General features: G+C 29.1%; 14 protein-coding genes and 1 riboswitch. Of the genes, 12 read left to right on the top strand and 2 right to left on the bottom strand.

Annotated features, from left to right (window positions below):
- Positions 1-114 precede the first annotated feature (114 nt).
- The 9 genes from ACJDTP_RS06310 (at position 115) to pepT (ending at position 13,709) form a co-directional block, all read left to right on the top strand.
- The gene (locus ACJDTP_RS06310) at positions 115-684 is read left to right on the top strand and encodes a cell wall-binding protein (RefSeq protein ID WP_406760781.1); all 570 of its coding nucleotides are present in this window, start codon (positions 115-117) and stop codon (positions 682-684) included.
- Positions 685-1,197: 513 nt separating this feature from the next.
- Complete coding sequence (locus ACJDTP_RS06305) at positions 1,198-2,361, top strand: iron-containing alcohol dehydrogenase (RefSeq protein WP_270566947.1); 1,164 nt, start codon at positions 1,198-1,200, stop codon at positions 2,359-2,361.
- A gap of 148 nt (positions 2,362-2,509) precedes the next feature.
- Positions 2,510-3,367: a S66 family peptidase gene (locus ACJDTP_RS06300; protein ID WP_406760780.1), complete on the top strand. Its 858-nt coding sequence runs from the start codon at positions 2,510-2,512 to the stop codon at positions 3,365-3,367.
- A gap of 136 nt (positions 3,368-3,503) precedes the next feature.
- Positions 3,504-4,973, top strand: coding sequence for an extracellular solute-binding protein (locus tag ACJDTP_RS06295; RefSeq protein WP_406760779.1), 1,470 nt, complete (start codon positions 3,504-3,506; stop codon positions 4,971-4,973).
- A gap of 59 nt (positions 4,974-5,032) precedes the next feature.
- Positions 5,033-8,002, top strand: coding sequence for a bifunctional diguanylate cyclase/phosphodiesterase (locus tag ACJDTP_RS06290; protein ID WP_406760778.1), 2,970 nt, complete (start codon positions 5,033-5,035; stop codon positions 8,000-8,002).
- Between the two features lie 31 nt (positions 8,003-8,033).
- The gene (locus ACJDTP_RS06285; RefSeq protein WP_406760777.1) at positions 8,034-9,767 is read left to right on the top strand and encodes a DUF342 domain-containing protein; all 1,734 of its coding nucleotides are present in this window, start codon (positions 8,034-8,036) and stop codon (positions 9,765-9,767) included.
- A gap of 148 nt (positions 9,768-9,915) precedes the next feature.
- Positions 9,916-10,017: riboswitch (purine riboswitch) on the top strand.
- A gap of 144 nt (positions 10,018-10,161) precedes the next feature.
- Positions 10,162-11,514, top strand: coding sequence for a nucleobase:cation symporter-2 family protein (locus tag ACJDTP_RS06280; RefSeq protein WP_406760776.1), 1,353 nt, complete (start codon positions 10,162-10,164; stop codon positions 11,512-11,514).
- Position 11,515: 1 nt separating this feature from the next.
- Positions 11,516-12,088 (top strand): xanthine phosphoribosyltransferase, encoded by a 573-nt coding sequence (locus ACJDTP_RS06275; protein WP_023976518.1) that lies wholly within the window; start codon positions 11,516-11,518, stop codon positions 12,086-12,088.
- 400 nt (positions 12,089-12,488) lie between these two features.
- Positions 12,489-13,709 carry a peptidase T gene (gene pepT / locus ACJDTP_RS06270; RefSeq protein WP_406760775.1) on the top strand — a complete coding sequence of 407 codons (1,221 nt, stop codon included), beginning with the start codon at positions 12,489-12,491 and terminating at the stop codon, positions 13,707-13,709.
- Positions 13,710-14,143: 434 nt separating this feature from the next.
- Here the strand turns inward: pepT and ACJDTP_RS06265 are convergent, their stop codons facing one another.
- A complete protein-coding gene (locus tag ACJDTP_RS06265; RefSeq protein WP_406760774.1) occupies positions 14,144-14,401 on the bottom strand; it encodes a hypothetical protein in 258 nt (85 codons plus the stop codon).
- Between the two features lie 249 nt (positions 14,402-14,650).
- On the opposite strand from ACJDTP_RS06265, the gene ACJDTP_RS06260 reads away from it, so the two are divergent.
- Together ACJDTP_RS06260 and ACJDTP_RS06255 are read left to right on the top strand one after the other, a co-directional pair.
- Entirely contained in the window at positions 14,651-16,408 is a 1,758-nt protein-coding gene (locus ACJDTP_RS06260; protein WP_406760773.1) for a helicase-related protein, read from the top strand.
- Between the two features lie 542 nt (positions 16,409-16,950).
- Positions 16,951-18,042: a ribose-phosphate pyrophosphokinase gene (locus tag ACJDTP_RS06255; RefSeq protein WP_406760772.1), complete on the top strand. Its 1,092-nt coding sequence runs from the start codon at positions 16,951-16,953 to the stop codon at positions 18,040-18,042.
- A gap of 155 nt (positions 18,043-18,197) precedes the next feature.
- Here ACJDTP_RS06255 and ACJDTP_RS06250 read toward each other — a convergent pair whose 3' ends face one another.
- Positions 18,198-18,467 (bottom strand): hypothetical protein, encoded by a 270-nt coding sequence (locus ACJDTP_RS06250; protein ID WP_077840471.1) that lies wholly within the window; start codon positions 18,465-18,467, stop codon positions 18,198-18,200.
- Positions 18,468-19,047: 580 nt separating this feature from the next.
- Between ACJDTP_RS06250 and ACJDTP_RS06245 the strand changes: the two genes are divergently transcribed.
- The gene (locus ACJDTP_RS06245) at positions 19,048-20,043 is read left to right on the top strand and encodes a C40 family peptidase (protein WP_406760771.1); all 996 of its coding nucleotides are present in this window, start codon (positions 19,048-19,050) and stop codon (positions 20,041-20,043) included.
- The last annotated feature ends 19 nt before the right edge of the window (positions 20,044-20,062 follow it).

Here is a 20,062-nt window from a genome sequence, read left to right as displayed (position 1 = left end):
TAAATAGAGATAAAAAAGGCTAAAGTGTTAATAGCTATAATCGATAAATAATTATAAGAATATAATTGAGACATAAATATTAAATTACATTAAATATTCTAGGAGATGAGAAAAATGAAGAATAACAAATTAAGAATTTTATCTTTAGCCTTATTAGCATTCCTAGCTCAAGGATCTTGTACTTATGCAGCAAGTTCTGATAAGAGCGATTATACTAAAGATGAATTAAACAATTTAACTCCAGGATGGGATGCAAAAGACATAGACAAAAGTAACTATAAAGTTGATTCCTATAAAAACTCATTTTCAAGTACGCAGACCCCAGATGCAAAGGATAAGGATACTAGTGATACAAAAAGTAAAGATAATACTTCAAGTACAACAACGGCTGTAGACACAAGTGTAGGAAATGCTATCGTAAGCAGTTCACCGAGCACAGGAAACAGAGGAGATTTTTGGGGAAAGACTTCAGATGGAAAATGGATATTGATTGAGCAAGGTGTTCCGGTAAGTGGTTGGAAAATGGTAAGAGGGCAGTGGTATTACATGGATTCCAATGGGGTAATGCAAACTGGATGGATAAATGATGGAAATAACTGGTATTATTTAAATTCAGATGGAACTATGGCATATAATACGTATGTAGGTGGTTATTATCTTGATTGGAACGGTGTTATGCAATAGTCTATTGAAAAATAAATTGCTATAAGTAATTTCTAGGCAAAACTCATGTTTGATTTAATCAATCAAGCTATGAGTTTTGTCTTTTTTATTTTGAATAGAAAAGAGGTGGATCTTAATATTTAACAAGCAAGGTATAATAATTTATCTTAAATGGAAAAATGAAAGATGATAAAATTATTATTTATAAGATGATAAAAGATGATGATATTTAAAATTTTAAACATAATAAATATCGTTAAGTACAATAGTAAATTATTTAATGGCGAATTTATTATTACAATCAAGAAGTTAGTTTTTCATTTTACAAACATAATAAATATATATGCTTGACATAAAGTTAACTCTAAGGTGTAAAATTTATAGGAAAGGTTCATATTCATGGATTTATTACCTTATATTTTTATATTATGAGATTAAAAAAATAATATAGATTGAGGTGTAAGAAACAAAATTCATGGATTACTATTTTTAATAATTATAGCTTAAATTATATATTATAAGGAGAGAGTGTTTATGGAAAATTTTAATTATTCAATACCTACTAAAGTTTATTTTGGAAAAGGGCAAATCAAAAATCTTGCTGCCATAATTAAAGAATATGGTAATAAAATACTTATTGCATATGGCGGAGGAAGTATTAAGAAAATTGGGTTATACGATGAAATGATTAAAATATTAAATGATAATTCAATATCATATGTTGAATTGTCAGGAATAGAGCCAAATCCAAGAATTGAAACAGTAAGAAAAGGAATTAAAATTTGTAAGGAAAATAATGTTGAAGTAGTTCTTGCTGTGGGAGGCGGAAGTACAATAGATTGTGCGAAAGTTATTGCGGCAGGAGTAAAATACGAAGGAGATCCTTGGGATTTAGTAACTAGTCCACAAAAAATTAATGAAGTATTGCCTATAGTAACAATATTAACACTATCAGCGACTGGTTCTGAAATGGATCCACATGCTGTAATTTCTGATATGACAACTAATCAAAAATTAGGTACAGGTCATGAAAATATGAAACCAAAGGCTTCAATTTTAGATCCTGAGTATACTTATTCAGTTCCTAAAAATCAAACTGCAGCTGGAACTGCTGATATTATGAGTCATATATTTGAAACTTATTTTAATCATACAAAGGGTGTGGATATCCAAGATAGTACAGCCGAAGGATTACTTAGAGCTTGTATAAAATATGGTAAGATTGCAATAGAGAATCCAAAGGATTACGATGCAAGAGCAAATTTAATGTGGGCTTCAAGCTGGGCTATTAATGGCTTGATTTCATATGGAACAAATTCACCTTGGGTGGTACATCCAATGGAGCATGAATTGAGTGCTTTTTATGATATAACACATGGGGTTGGCTTGGCTATATTGACACCTCATTGGATGAAGTATTCTTTAGACGATACTACTGTTTTTAAATTTGCTCAATATGGAATAAATGTTTGGGGAATAGATAAAAATTTAGATAAGTTTGAAATTGCAAATAAAGCAATAGAAAAGACATCTGAATTCTTTAAAGAATTGGGTATACCAAGTACTTTAAGGGAAGTTGGCATTGAAGAAGATAAGTTAGAATTGATGGCAAAAAAGGCTATGAATCCATATTTTAAGTATGCTTTTAAGCCATTAGATGAAAATGATATATTAAATATTTTTAAAGCAGCACTTTAAAAAATTCCACAGTGTACGCTTATGCAAGAAAGGTCTAAATATATTTGATTAATAGCGTACAAATTTTATGAAAATTATATACTAAAATATTGACGGCAGTATACTTACTGCCGTTAATACTATATAAATTTAGAGGGAGATAATGTTTATGAAGTTATTTAGTAAAGGGGATAAAGTAGGAATTGTTGCTTGTTCAAATGGCTTAGATAAAAGTAATGAATTAAAGATGAACGAACTAAGAGAAGCATTAAAAGAATTAGGACTTATACCTGTATTTAGTGATAATTTATATAAAAATTATTCTGTATTTAATGGGAGTAATAAAGAAAAAGCTGAAATATTAATGAATTTTTTTATGGATAATGATATTAAGGGGATTTTTGATGTATCTGGTGGAGACTTAGCTAATGGCATCTTGGACCATTTGAATTTTGAAACAATAAAAAATAATATGAAACCATTTTTTGGGTATAGCGATTTGTCTGTAGTTATTAATGCTATACATTCTCAAACGAATATGCATACTTATTTATATCAAATAAGGAATTTAATTGGTGATAGAAGAGAAGTTCAAGTGGAAGAATTTAAAAATACATTTATGGATAATGGAAGTAAACTTTTGACATTTAATTACAAATGGGTTCAAGGAAGTGCTATGGAAGGAATTGTGGTAGGAGGAAATCTTCGATGTTTATTAAAACTGGCAGGTACAAAATACATGCCGGATTTTAAAGATAAAATTATTTTCTTAGAAAGTTTAGGTGGCGACGTTCCAAAAATGTTCACGTATTTGACACAATATAAACAACTGGGAGTATTTGAGCAAGTTAAAGGAATAATTCTTGGTGAATTTAGTGAAATGGAAAGAGAAAAACAATTTCCAAATATTTTGGAAATTACTAAAGAAATAGTAGGGAATTCTAATATTCCAATTGTAAAAACTAGTGAAATTGGTCATAACAAAGGTTCAAAATGCATAATAATTGGAGGGAAAATAAAATTATAGTTTATATGAAAAACCATGTGTGAGTATAAGTGATTCTTTTATATACATGGTTTTTTCTATTATTTTATGGAATTTATATGAATTTTAACCTATAATTATATAGTACATAATGAATATATTATAATGGGAGGGAAAAATGCTAAAAAACTTTAGGAGATTATCTATAACAATAGTTATGTTATTAATAAATTCTATTGCTTTTACCGGATGCAAAATTGATACACGAGATAATTATGGTCTGGATAAGGACAATCCTGTTGCAGTGGAAGTATGGCATTATTATAATGGAATACAAAAAATAGAGTTTGATAAAATGGTAGAGGAATTTAATAAAAGCGTAGGTAAAGACAAAGGAATAATTGTTGAGGCATTCAATCAAGGAAGCGTAAGTGAACTTACGGATAAGGTCATTGATATAACAAAGAAAAAAGTTGGAGCAGAAAAAATGCCAGATGCTTTTATGGCATATCCGGATACAGCTTACGAGATAGAGAAGTTAGGACTTTTATCAGACTTTGGTAAATACATGTCGGAGAATGAAAAAAATAAATATATAGACAGTTACATAAATGAAGGAAAATTAGATACTGAAGATAAGTTAACTATATTTCCAGTAGCTAAATCTACAGAAATTTTAATGGTAAACAAAACAGATTGGGAAACGTTTTCTAGGGAAACAAATGCAGATATAAGTGAGTTTAATACTTGGGAAGGGATCGCGAATTTAGCTAAAAAATACTATGATTGGACTGATAGCAAAACAGAAGCTAAAGATGACGGAAAAACTTTTTTCGGCAGAGATGCTATGGCAAATTACATGATAATTGGAAGTCAAGAATTGGGTGAGGAGATATTTAAGGTTACTAATGGAAAGTTAGAAGTTAATATTAATGAAAAGGTTATGAGAAAGCTATGGGATAATTTTTATGTACCATATATAAATGGGTATTACGGAGCATATGGAAGATTTCGTTCTGATGATGCAAAGGTAGGAAATATAATCGCATTAGTAGGATCTACTTCTGGAGCAGGATACTTTCCGGATTCAGTTATAACAAATGACGATCAAAACTATAAAATTGAATCAATGATTTTACCGCTTCCTAAGTTTAAAGATTCAAAAGTTGCATATATGCCACAGCAAGGTGCAGGTATGGTCGTGATTAAATCTGATTATAGACATGAATATGCAGTTACAGAATTTTTAAAGTGGTTTACAGATTCTGATAGGAATGCGAAGTTTTCAATAGCAGCTGGATATTTACCTGTTAAGAAAGAAGCAAATCATAGTGAATTTATTAAGGGGAAAATTAATAATAATGATGTTTTGGATACCCTAAAAAATTCACAAGAAGCTGTTTTACAAGCTATAGATCAGGAAAGTACATACAAGTTTTATGCAAGTAAAGCTTTTAATGGCGCAGATCAGGCAAGAGATATTTTAGAAAAATCTATGCTGGAAAAAGCAAAAATAGATAGAGAAAAGGTAAAAGCGTTATTGAAAAAGGGAATTTCTAGGGAGGAAGCTATAAAGAGTTTTAATACAGATGATAATTTTAATAATTGGCTTGAAGATTTAAGGAAAAGCATTAATGCAGTTACTTAATTTGATTTGTAATCAATAAAATTACAATGGTTCAAAGTCACTGCGAGCGGGGTGAAATAATGTTCTTAATAAAAAATAAGAACTCTATAATTAGAAAGTTACTTATTCCAATGGTAATTGTTGTATTAGCACAGGTAGTGCTTTTTGTAAGTGTGGTTTTATTGAGTGGAATTGTTGGAATTCTTAAAAATAATTCATTTAATTTATTAAACCAGAAAATTCAATCAAGAGGTAATTACATTCAAAACGAAATGATCCAACATTGGAGTAATGTTAGTGAATCTGAAAGCTTGATTAATGCTAATATTTTGCACAAGCTTCATAGTAAGGGGATTACGGTAAAGGATCTGGACAGCAACACACAATTCACTAAAGAGTTGTTGGAAGATGTTTCGAGTAATTTGATATTCATGCTCAGAAAGAATTATGTAACTGGAGCATTTTTAATACTTGATAATAAGTCTGAAGAAAAAGTAGGATTATATTTTAGAGATTTAGACCCTAATTCAAATCCAAGTGATAATTCAGATTTATTGATGGAAAGAGGTCCTGCTTCTATTGCACAAAATTTGGGGATTCCTTTAGATACATGGTGGAATAATAGGTTTATATTTAGTCAAAATAAGAGTTCATCTCCAGAAGACTTTTTCTCAAAGCCTATTAATGCAGCTGCAGATAATAAAGGATTATCTTATAAGGATTTAGGATATTGGAGTAAACCATTTTCATTAAATGATAAAGATATACAAATTGTTACTTATTCAGTTCCGTTGTTAGACGAAAATGGCAAACCATATGGAGTTCTTGGAGTTGCTATTTCATTAAATTATTTAAATTCATTACTTTCATATGATGAAATAGACTCTAATGGGAGAGGTGTTTATCTAGTAGGCGTTGACGATAACAAGAATATGAACTTTGAAAAGATTACAACAACAGGACCATTAGCAGGGAAAATACTTGGAGAAGAAAAAAATATTCAGTTTAGTAAAAAAGAAATATATGATTCAATATATGAGATAAAGGAACCGGATTCAAAAAATATAGCCTACGCATCAACAAAATATATTAATTTATATAATACAAATACACCATTTGAAAAAGATACTTGGGCAATTATTGGAATAATAGAAAAGGATAATCTTCTATATTATTCAGAGCGATTTGAAAGGCTTCTAGCTGTATCATTAATTATTTCGACTCTGGGTGGAGTAATAGTAATTGTTATTGTAGGTGAAAGGGTTACGAAGCCAATCAGAAATTTAGCTCAGGATGTTAGAGAAAGTAATCCTAGTAAACCAATAGAACTTGGGAAAATAAGTATCTCAGAAATTGATGAGTTGTCATCAGCAATAATGACGTTAAGTTCAAACGTGGCAGACTCTGCTTCGAAAATGTCTCAAATTATAAAATTATTCAATATGCCGATAGGGGCATTTGAGTATAAAATAGGGCATGAAGTGGTGCTATGTACAGACACATTTTTCGATGTAATAGGAATTGAAAAATCAAAGCGATTTGATTCATATGTGGATAAAAGATATTTTAGTAAAATTATAAAGAAGATAACAGAGGAGAAAGAAAGTTTTCAAGAAGAAACTTATAGGATTAAAGGAGCGAATAAAGAAACTAAGTGGATTAAATTAAAAATCTTAGAGGAAGAGTCTAGAACCTTAGGAGTAGTAAGTGATATTACACAAGAAATTTTAGAAAAGCAAAAAATAGAGTATGAAAGAGATTATGATATACTTACTAATATGTTAAATAGAAGAGCATTTCATAATACAGTAAAAGAAATATTAGAAAGCGATGATCTTAAAGTAGGAGCATTTATAATGTGGGATTTAGATAACTTAAAATATGTAAATGATACTTATGGACATGATTATGGCGATGAATACATAAGAAAAGCATCCGAAATATTAAAAGAATTTGAGAAATATGGAGGAGTTGTTGGAAGAAGATCAGGGGATGAATTCTATACATTTTTATATGGATATGAAGATAAGTACGAAATTAGAAAAATTGTAAAAAGTATTCATTCTGGTATCGAGAATTCAGTACTTAAGCTACCTAATAATAGAGAGCTAAAAATTAGAATATCAACAGGGATAGCATGGTATCCATATGATGCTGTAACTTTTAAGGATTTAGCCAAGTATTCAGATTTCGCAATGTATAAAATTAAGAAAACAGTAAAAGGAAATATAAGTGAGTTTAACAAAGAAGAATATACTGAGGATTCTTTCTTGTTTAGCAGCCAAGAAGATTTAAATAAATTACTTGATGAAAAACTTATTAGATATGCATTTCAGCCAATTATAGATGCAAGAACAGGAAAAATATTTGCGTATGAAGCTCTTATGCGTTCTCAGTTAGAGTCTCTTAGAAATCCCCTTCATATAATAAAGCTTGCAACTGCTGATTCACGATTATACGAAATAGAAAAAATTACATTTTTTAAAGCTCTTGAGAGTTTTGTAAGGAATAAAGAGGAATTCAAGGATGCTAAACTTTTTATAAATTCTTTGCCAAACTATGTCTTGTCATGTGAGGATACAAAGAGGTTTGAAGAATTGTATGGAGAACATCTTGATAGATTAGTAATAGAACTACTTGAAAATGAACGCTCTAACGGAGATAACATTTCTATAAAAAGAAAAGTAATTGAAAAGTGGAATGCCAAACTTGCTATTGATGATTTTGGTTCAGGATATAATAATGAAGCAGTATTGTTAGCAATTACACCGGATTATGTTAAAATAGATATGGAAATTGTAAGAGGAATTGATAAAGATTTAAATAGGCAGCAGATTTCAAAAAACCTCATATCTTATGCTAAACAAAGAAAAATCAAAGTTGTAGCTGAAGGGGTTGAAACAAGAGAAGAATTAACGAAACTTATAGAGTTTGGAGTTGACTATCTCCAAGGATATTATTTTAGCAAACCAGAATTTACTCCACCTGAGATAAGTAAAGACTTAGTTATGGATATTCTGGAAATCAATAAAGAATTTAACACAAAATAAAACCAAGTCATATTTTGGGGGATAGATACGAATGGAAAAAGAAGTAGGCGCTAAAGTTGTTAATGGGAAAATAATAATAGCTGATGGGATAAATGGTGAAATAATAACTATAAAAGCTAAAGAAAATGTAAATTTATTTATTAATGATGTAGAATGTGAAAAGTTTAAACCATATGAAGTAAGTTCAAAAGATAAGATTACTTATAATTGCGATACAACTCCTGCAAAGAGAGAAGTAAATATAACTATATCTGAAGATAAAATGAAAGCTTATATGACAGTGGAGTATACACCTAAGACTGAATATAAAATAAAAGACAGGGAATTTTACATGAATTTGGCTGTATCTACTGAAGTTCTGTCGAAAGAAGAACCTGAATACTTTACTGTTCAAGAGTTATATAAAAAACTAAAAGAAAAAGGAATAGTTTTTGGAATAAAGGAAGAATCTTTAGAATTGATCTTAAAAGGGTGCTCGAATGAAGTTTTGGTTGCAGAAGGATTGGAGCCAGTTAAGGATACACCGAGCGAGGTGAAGTTGTTTTTTACACCAACTCAAATGGTTTTTCCAGAACCAGATTCTAATGAGAAAGTAGACTTTAAAAATTTATTTAGAATTTCCAATGTTAATGCTGGAGATAAAATTGCAGAAATAATCCCTGAGATTCAGGGTAAGAATGGAATGAATATTTTGGGTAAAGTTATAGAGCGCGAATATATTCGAAGTTTACCAATTGATGCATCAAAAGGATGTAAGATTGAAAATAATCATATTATATCTCTTATTGATGGAAAAGCACATATTGCTAATAGAAGTGTAAGCGTAAATCCTATTTACACCGTAGAATCAGTAAACATGGAAACTTGCAACATTAAATTCTATGGAGATGTAGAAGTTTATGATAGCGTACAAGATAATATGTTTGTTAGCGCTGGAGGTTCATTAGATGTCAGTCAAAATGTTAATATGGCTAATGTTGTGACAGGTGGAGAAATAACAATCTTGGGAAACACAATTAATTCAAAGATATTATCAGGACAAGTAGATATAAGAAAAAAAGAATATTCAGATGTACTTACTGAATTTAAAAATATTTTAGTTAGTATGATAGAGTATATTAACGGATTAAATCTACAAAGTTTTGAAAGAAAAGATTTTGTAAAGACACTGACTGAGAAGAATTTTGGTAATTTTCAAAAAGTAGCATTAAATATAATTTCTTTAAATATAAAAAATAAAACAAAGCGCAGCAAACTTGTAGATTTTATAAAGGGAAAGATACTAGGACTTAATATTTTGGAGATAAAGTCAATTTATGATTTAAAAACTTTACTTAACATATTGGATAATGAAATAGATTATTACGATAAGAACATAATAGTTCCTCTAGATATTAGGATTGGTTATTGTCAAGAATGCGAGATAAAATCTACAGGGAATATTATCATAGGCGGTAAAGGCGAATATACTTCAAATTTAACTGCAATGAAGGATATAATTTTTACAAGATCAGATTCGGTGGCTAGAGGAGGTATCTTATCTGCTGGGCAAAATATAAGCTTGGGAGTAGTAGGAAGCAGAGCATATATACCTACAACGTTAATGGTGCCACAATATGGGAGAATAACTGCTGCTAAAGCATATGCAAATACAGTGTTTTGCTTTGGTAGGACAAAGGTTGTCTTAGACGAAGATTTGAAAAATATTAATGTATATTTTAATAGTGAGAAAAGGGCAATTGAATTTGGTAAAACGGCACTGTAAAACTACCGACTCTAGAAATATAAAAAATATAGGGTATGATGGTTCGAGAGAATATGTTTGTTTTAAAAGAATTTTTGGAGAAAATTAAAGAATTATAAAAATAATAAGTAAGTATTTGTCTAAAAAATATATATGTGATATAATAAGTCAACAGTTCATACAAAAGACTCGTATATTTCCGATATTATGGTTGGAAAGTCTCTACCTGCTATCCGTAAATTAGCAGACTACGAGGTAGTGTTTTAGTGCTAAGTATTATTATATTCGCATATAAATACAACACCTCAGCTTTAAGATGGGGTGTTGTATTTTTTTGAAAACTTTTCTGAATATATGTATAAAGAATTTGCGTGTCTATGTATGATTAAATTTTACATAGGGAGATTGAAAGAAAATGGAATTAAGTAACAAAGAGATTTTAATCGAAGATTTGGACTGTAAAAATGAAGAAATTAGCGAGCTTCTTTATGGAGTTGAAGACAAGCCTAATTTATCTACACAAATTTTGCTAGGATTTCAGCACATATTTGCTGCGTTTGGAGGAATTATAGTAGTTCCATTAGTTATTTCGAGTGCATTAGGGTTTGATATAGTTACATCAACAGCACTTATGAGTGCAACTATATTGTCAGCCGGGATAGCAACTTTTATTCAATCGAAAGGTATTGGTCCTGTTGGTGCAAGAGTTGCATGTATAATGGGGACAGATTTTACATTTGTAGCACCATCAATTGCAATTGGTAGTATTTACGGACTTCCAGGCATATTAGGTGGAACAATACTTGGGTCATTAGTTGGAATAGGTTTAAGCTTTGTAATACGACCTATGATGAAATTATTTCCACCACTTGTTACAGGAACAGTGATAACATTGATAGGACTAACTCTATTACCTGTATCTATGGATTGGGCTGCTGGTGGTAGTGGTTCTCCTAATTATGGAAACTTAACCAATATTTCAATTGCTATGATTGTAATGATTATAACTTTACTGTTAAACAGATATGGAAAGGGATTAGTAAGTAGCGCCTCGATATTAATTGGAATGGCAATTGGATACATTGTTTGTATTCCTCTTGGAATGGTTGATTTTTCATCAGTAAGTTCAGCAAGTCTTGTATCATTTCCAAAGATATTTGAGCATGGAGTTAACTTTGATCCTAAATTAGTACTTCCATTCATTCCTGCTTATTTTGTTACAACAATTGGAACTGTAGGATGTTTAAAAGCTATCGGAGAAGTTTCAAAGGTTGAAATGGGCGATAAGAGAATTGGAGCAGGAGTATTATCTGATGGACTTGGAAGCATGCTTGCAGGAATCCTTGGAACTTTCCCTAATACATGTTTCAGCCAAAATGTAGGTTTAATTCCGTTAACAAAAGTAGCAAGTAAATATGTTGCTATGATGGCGGGAATAATACTCGTAATACTAGGGTTTTTACCAAAGTTTGCAGCACTAATAAATATAATGCCTCAACCAGTTTTGGGGGGAGTAGGTATTGTGATGTTTGGTACAGTTGCAGCATCAGGAATTAAGACTTTAAGTAGAGTCGAATTAAATAATCGTAATTTATTAATAATAGCAACAGCAATTGGACTTGGTGTTGGAATTACATTCCGTCCTGATTTTATAAGTCAATTACCAGAAGGTCTTAAAATGATTTTCTCATCAGGTATTTCGACTGGAACTATTGCAGCGCTAATATTAAATTTATTATTAAAACAAGAAAAGAGTGGAGTAGAATAGAATGGAAAGCTTACATAAAAGAATTTTAGAAGAAGGACAAGCATTGTCAGAAAATGTATTGAAAGTTGATTCATTTTTAAATCATCAAGTGGATCCGGAATTAATGTACGAAATGGGTACATACTTTAAAAATTACTTTGAGAATCATAAAATAACAAAGGTGTTTACAATTGAAAGTTCTGGTATAGCACCTGCTGTGATGACTGCAATGCAAATGAATTTGCCTATGGTTACTCTAAAAAAGCAAAACTCAAAAATACTGAATGGTGATGTTTATCAAACAACTGTACATTCATTTACTAAAAGCTTAGATTATGAGTTGACATTATCTAAAAAATATATAAATGATGAAGATAATATATTAGTTATAGATGATTTTTTAGCAAATGGCGAAGCGGCACTTGGGGCTGCACGTTTGATAGAGGAAGCTGGAGCAAAAGTTGCAGGAATAGGAATAGTAATAGAAAAGTCATTCCAAAAAGGTGCTCAAATGCTTAAGGATAAAGGATATGATGTATACTCTTTGGCAAGAATAGCGAAACTATCAAAAGGTATAATAGAATTTGCTAAATAAAGTATTTTTATTACAAAGTAAAAATTAAATTATACTTATTAGCATTTTAAAGAGTGTTTAATAAAGGTCTTATAAATTGAGTTGTTCAATTTTGCATAATACAAGCAAAGTTGAACAACTTTTAATATTTTATAGAGTATTTAATTTATCTATTAGTCATTGAAAAGCTGTAAAAAAATTATTTTTTAAACAACTTTTTTATAATAGAATTCATTTTTTGTGTGTTTATTGTACACGAGATATAAAATAAAATACTTTATTAGGATAAAGGGAGTATAATACTTTCTTAAATCAATTATTGATTTATGTCATTCTAAAAAGTAAAATAGATATATAATTAATTTCCAATATATGAAATTCTTTATTGGAAAGCTATATAAAATAAAAAGGAGACAAAGATATGAAAGCTTATGAACGTTTATTAAAATACGTTAAGGTATATACTACCTCAGATGAATCTTCAGAAACACACCCAACAACTAAAAGACAGTTTGATTTAGCTAATATATTGGTTGAAGAAATGAAGGAAATTGGACTTCAAGATTGTAAAGTTGATGAACATTGTTATGTATATGGAGTTATCCCTGCAACAAAAGGATATGAAAATAAAGCAAGTATAGGACTTATAGCTCATATGGATACAGCACCAGCGGCTAATGGAAAAAATGTAAAACCACAAATCATAGAAAATTATGATGGCGGCGATATTGTTTTAAAAGGAAATAATAGCATTTTATCACCTAAAAAATTTCCACATTTAAAAAACTTAAAAGGTAAGACTATAATTACTACAGATGGAACATCGTTGCTTGGAGCTGATGATAAAGCAGGTATTGCAGAAATACTTACTGCATGTGAAACTATAATAAATGAAAATATTCCTCATGGGAAAATATGTGTCGGATTTACTCCAGATGAAGAAGTTGGACTTGGAGCGCATTTATTTGATGTAAAAAATTTCGGGGCAGATTTTGCATATACAATTGATGGAGGAGAAGAAGGCGAAATTTCATATGAGAATTTCAATGCTGCAGCAGCGGAAGTGAACATTCATGGAGTATCAGTTCATCCAGGGTCTGCAAAGAATACAATGATTAATGCAACAAATGTAGCTATTGAGTTTAATTCTATGCTGCCATCATGTGAAAGACCTGAGCATACAGAAGGGTATGAAGGTTTTTATTATTTAGATAGTTTTAATGGAAATACTGAACATGCATCACTAAAGTATATTTTGAGAGATCATAATAAGGAAAAGTTTGAAAATAGAAAATCAACAATGCAATTAATAGAAAAATTATTGAATGAAAAATATGGTGAAGGAACAGTTAGGGTTACATTAAAGGATCAATATAAAAATATGCTTGAACTTATAAAGCCTTGTATGCATTTGATAGATAATGCGACAGATGCTATGAAGGATTTAGGTGTTACTCCAATAATAGAACCTATTAGGGGCGGTACTGATGGTGCTACTTTAAGTTATATGGGACTTCCATGCCCTAACCTTGGAACAGGAGGCCATGCTTTCCACGGTGAATTCGAACATATTGCAGTTGAAAGTATGGACATTTGTACTGAAATTATAATAGAAATTCTAAAGAGATATGCAAATCAATAAATGGGAATATTAATTTGAAATGAATTATTTTAGATTATATTATAAGCAAAAATATGAGATCATAAAAAATGAATTATTAAATTAAATATGATACCTCAGGTTTTTAATTACATTAAGAGCCTGAGGTATTATTATATTATTTTATAAAATGCAGAAATCATATAAGTTCTTACCAATAAATACATTTTTAATGGAAGATGTATTTAAATGAAACTTTTTAAAAAGTTAAGAATTAAAGAATTAAAGAATTTAAGAACTTAAGAATAAAGGAATATAAGAATTTAAATTTTTAACAATGAAAAAACTTAAAAAGTTAACAATTTATAGGTTACATCAGAGTTTGTAGGGTATACAGAAATTACTATAAATAATAAATTTAAGTTATTATGATTAGAATCTTATAAAAATTACTAACATAGCTTGTTCGAAACATTCTATTTATTTCTATTAGATAGGTAGTTCTTGTGAATAGCATTAAAGAAAAAGTCAGTAATTTCTTCATTAATTTTGTCATTAGAACTATTATGAACTTGATTATTTTTCTTTTTTAAACAAGGAGTATGTTCATTAGCTTTTTGCTTTTTAGCTGAATCGAATTTTATTATTTTTGAATTGCTCATTATAATATCATCTCCGTTCTTTATTATAGAATGCCTTTCGCCATTTGTATATTTTACATACATTAATTCCATGAACGCACCGCCTTATACTTATTAATTAAAATAAAAGTATCAAATAAATTTACTGATAACTAAGTATATGAGTCTAGCTTATGAAATATTACATAATAATATTAAAGTAATTTTTCTCACCAATAATATGGGTTATGGTATAATTTTCATATAATCTTATAAAGGAATAAATATATTTAATCATAGTTATATTATTAATAGGAAATATTTTTGCAGTTAAATATTATATTAGTATATGGAGTGGGATAAATGAAAAATAATGCAGCACAAAGAGAATTTAAAAAGTATAAGAGTCAGATAAATCAAATAGAAGAAATAGTTGAGCATTCAAAGTTAGGGGCATTATTAGAGCATGAGAGTTCAATAAGAAAGAAACTTAGACATCTTAAGGAATTAGAAAATCAGAGTTTAAAAGATTTTAATGAGGTTTATGAGAGATATGAAGAGCTATTAGAAACTGTTTCAAAGAAAATGCTTGACTACTATAATAAAAATAATAATACAAGTTTTGATTTTTATGAAATAGTGCGTGGAAATTATAATAGTTTTTTAAATCAAGGACTAATGACAATATTAACTAAACAACATATTCCTAAATTAGTTGCAAAAGAATTTGAAGAAAATTTCCCAAGTAATCCTAAAGATGAGTATCGTCAAGCACGACGCATGAAAAGAAAGTTCTACATACATTTAGGCGATACAAATACGGGTAAGACCTATAATGCTTTAGAACGTCTTAAAAGTGCAAAAAAAGGTGTTTATTTATCACCACTTAGAATTCTAGCTTTAGAAAATTTCGAAAAGTTAAATAGAGAAGGAGTAATTTGTGATCTTTTAACAGGTGAAGAGGAAATAATAAATGTAGGATCTACTCACACATCATGTACAATAGAGAAAGTTAATTTAAAAGAACATTATGATATAGCTGTAATTGATGAGATTCAGATGATAAGTGATTCTTTTCGTGGAATGGCATGGAGTAAAGCTCTACTAGGGCTTCAATGTGATGAAATACATATATGTGGAGCTGCTAATGCTAAATATATATTAGAAACAATTATAAGTGATTGTAAAGATGAATATGAAATAAGAGAATATAAAAGAGCTATACCGTTAGAAGTTGAATATAAGAATTTTAGTTATAATGATGTTCAGGAAGGTGATGCTATTGTAGTATTTTCTAAAAAAAGAGTATTAGAAATAGCAGAGGAATATTCAAGTAGAAACATCAAGGCAAGTATAATTTATGGTGATTTACCACCTGAAGTTAGGAAAATGCAATACGAACAGTTCATTAATAAAGAAACAAAGATTCTTGTGACTACTGACGCAATAGGGATGGGAGTAAATCTTCCTATTCGAAGAATTATATTTATGAGTATAAGGAAATTTGATGGAGAAGAAGTAAGAGAGTTAACTTCGCAGGAAATAAAGCAAGTAGGAGGGCGTGCTGGTAGGCTTGGTATTTATGACGTTGGATATATTGCTAGTGTTGGTGGCAATGCAGATATAATTAAATCTAAATTAGAAACAGAAGACGAGGTTATAAAACAAGCTGTTATAGGGCCATCAGAAGCAATACTTAAGATTAGAAGTCTCCCTTTAAATGAAAAATTAGCCCTTTGGAGTACAAGAACAGAAAAATTAGATTATTATACTAAGATGGATGTTAGTGAATATATTTTGATATTAGATAGACTAAGGAAATACAAGCTTAATGAGGAGATTCAGTGGGATTTGCTAAAAGTTCCATTTGATGTGTCTAGAGATGAGCTTATGGATGCATTTTTAAATTATGTAGATGAACTATTTGTGAATAAACAGAAAGAATTATTTAAACCCCAAAACTTTAATGGTAGTTTGGATGATTTAGAAATTTATTATCAGAAGATAAACATGTATTACTCATTTTCTAAAATATTTAATTTAAAACTAGACGTTCAATGGGTTTATGATGAGAGATTAAAAGTAAGTGAAGAAATAAATGATATATTATTAAGACTTTAATAATATCAATAATTAATAATTTAATAGGTAATAATAAATTGAGTATTAAGCTTACTTAAATTTGTTATTACCTATTATCTCGTAAAAACATATTTCAAAATAAGAATTATAGAATTAGCAGTGCAAGTAAGTTTCAAAATTAATAACAAAGTATTATATACTTGCCTAATTAGGTGTAAAGAAGAGAAAAACAAAGAGTTGTAATTGATAATGCGTTAGTAAATTATCCTAATATTATTAAACTATTTATCTTTATTTAATATTATATCATTGCAATAGTATAGCACATATATGAAATGTTGTTTACAAATATCAATAACATCGTTAAAGTAATGTACGAATTTGAAAATTTATCTCAATGATTATATTAAAATGGAATTTTATAAGGAATTGAAAAGGTTAACTTTAAAATTATCATAAAATTTTCTTGAAAATTGTAATAATATATTTATATATATCCAATTTTGAGGTATACTTTAATTGTTTGAGTTTTTTTATAATAATAAGCCGATTTACAAAATAATTAAAAAAGGGGAACGCAAATGAGTGAATTAAATCATGAACTTGGAATTATAGCATTAGAAAGTTGTTCAGAATTAGGTAATGCTATAGACAAGTATATCCAAAAAAACAGAAATTGTACTGAGTCATTCTTAGTGCCACTTGATGAGATACGATTTTCTAATGGAGAAGGAAAAGTAAAAATTTCTGAATCTATCAGAGGAAAGGATATTTATATTTTATGTGATGTTGGAAACTATAGCTGTACATATAAGATGTTTGGGATTGAAAATCACAAGGGTCCTGATGAACATTTTCAAGATATAAAGAGAACTGTTGCAGCAATTAGAGGTAAGGCAGCGAGAATAACTGTAATTATGCCTCTTTTATATGAATCAAGACAACATAGACGTAAAGGTAGAGAATCTTTGGATTGTGCTTTAGCACTTCAAGAACTTGAAAGATTAGGTGTTGATGAGATTATCACTTTTGATGTACATGACCCTAATATTCAAAATGCTATTCCTTTACTATCTTTTGAGAATGTATATCCAACATATGATATTGTAAAGGGAATCTTATCAAATGAGAAATCATTAGAATTAGATAAAGAAAAGCTACTTGTAATAAGTCCTGATACTGGAGCGATGGATAGGGCTATATATTACTCAAGTGCTTTAGGAGTAGATGTTGGCTTATTCTACAAGAGAAGAGATCATTCTACAATTGTTAATGGAAAAAATCCTATTGTTCAACATGAATATATGGGAAGAGCTGTTGAAGACAAAGATGTATTAATAGTTGATGATATGATAGCATCAGGAGAGTCTGTTCTTGATATAGCTAAGGAATTAAAGAAAAGAAATGTTAAGAATATATATGTTGCAGCAACTTTTGCTTTCTTTACAGAAGGCGTTGAAAAGTTTAATAAGGCTCATGAAGATGGTTTATTAACAAGAATATATTCTACTAATTTAACATATATACCAGAAGAGTTAAAAGACTCAGCTTGGTTTAAGAGCGTTGATATGTCAGAGCTTTGCGCTAGAATTATCAATAGATTAAATTATGGAAGATCAATTGCTAAGTACATGGATGCTACAAGAATAATACATAGCTTATTAAATAAGTAATTATTTTATATCTATATTTATAAAAAAAGAGCTACTTAGGTTTTTAAATGAAATATAACAATTTCATTTAAGTACTTAAGTAGCTCTTTTTAATAGTTATAGTAGTGAAAGTGAATTTATATAATAAAGCAGTGTACATACTACAATAATGTTAATTATAAAAATGTTCTTCTTGATGCTATTAATCTAAGCTCAGTAGCATCTGTTATATCATAATTATATTCACTACCTCTAGAATGTGCTGAATTTTTATTGTAAATATATTCTGAATTACTGAAAAGTGAATTTAAAACAGACTTACATAGTTTAAATGCATAAGTTAGAATTTTAGATATACCTTTTGAAACCTTATTAAGGGAAATATTTTTATTAGTTGTATAGGTTACCAATTTCAAATTAGATTTATTAATAGCTTTACCGTTCATAATAATCCCTCCAGTTTAAAAAATAATTTGTATTTTTTAAATTACATTTAATTTTTTATTACTTCTATACTAATAATATAAATCATTTATACAAAAACTGCATCCTCATATAAATTCCCATTTAGTAAAATTGCAGGCAATTTTCTGAAGATATTTATGAAAATAAATTTAATATTATCTTTATAGTAATAAAGGTTTGGTAAATGTTAATAATTAATAAATTTAATACAAATTTCTTCTAAAATGGATTAAAAAATTAATATGTTTTAGTAACAATATCAGTAATAAAAGTTATGATTAGTTAATATATATAATGTGAAAGAGAATTAAGTAAAATAACTTTTTATAAAACTATATAATATCAAGTGAAACTTGATTCAGGTGGGGCAATGCCCGTCTAAATCGTAGTTTAACTTATCTAAGTCTACCTACAGTTTCTGCCCGCTTAAAAAGTGAGTGACAAATGTGACTAGACATCAGATAAATTATGTTGTTATTGTTAGTTAAGAATATTCATATATTAAGATTTTGTTTTTAGAATGTTGAGATTTATATTTAGTAGATGCCAGGGGAGGATAAGATGAAAATTAGGTGTAAATTTGCATTAATAGTAACTTTACTATTTTTTATGACAATGATGAGTAATGAATTGCCAGCTTTTGCAGAACCTGAACTATCACTCGAACAAGCTATACAAAACATTCAAGAATGTGATAGCAAAATTGATAATAATATAGACAAGCTAAATAAGATTAAAGAAGAAGTTTCTCAAAAGGAAAAGCAAATAAAGGATAATGAAGAACAATTAAAGATAGCTAAGGAAGATGTAGAAGAGAAAGATAAGAAATTAGCCGATAGATTAAAAGGCATACAGTTAAATGGAGGTGTTGAATCAACAACACTTCAATACTTAGATGCTTTAATTTCTTCGGGCAATGTTTTAGAAGCAATGAATAAGGCATCATTAATATATAAAATATGTGAAAATGATAAAAATATGATTTTACAAGCAAAAGAGTCAGAAAAAAGGATCATAGAAGTAAATGAAGAGATAGAAAAAGGAAAAGCTGATTTGCAAAAAAATGAAAACGATATTAGAAATCAAGTTGTAGAATTAGAGGATCAAAAAGATAAACTATTGAAATATATTAAAGATAATAATATATTATTGAGCAGCAATACAGGCATAACTGTTCCGGTCACATTATCATCTGATATTACTGGTCAGAAAAGGTCTCTAATAGAAGAAGCTGAAAAATATTTGAAAGTTCCTTATTTATGGGGAGGAGAGTCACCATCAGGCTTTGATTGCTCTGGTTTAATTCAATATGTATTTAAGTCGCAAGGGATATGTATACCTAGAATATCACAGGATCAGCAGCGTTTTGCCAAAACAATTAGCATATCTGAAATTAAACCAGGAGATTTGGTATTTAATAAACCATCAGAATCTACACACGTAGGGATGTATATAGGGGATGATATGTATATTCAAGCGCCTCGAACTGGAGATGTTGTTAAAATAAGCAGATTAAGTAGGTCTAATATGAAATATGTTGGAAGAGTATTAGATTAGAGTCATATTAAAAATTACA

Origin of the sequence: Candidatus Clostridium helianthi (assembly GCF_045310795.1) — a bacterium.
Classification (GTDB): Bacteria; Bacillota; Clostridia; order Clostridiales; family Clostridiaceae; genus Clostridium; species Clostridium helianthi.
Note: the sequence above shows the minus strand (reverse complement) of the source record. Positions and strands in the feature narration are given on the sequence as shown.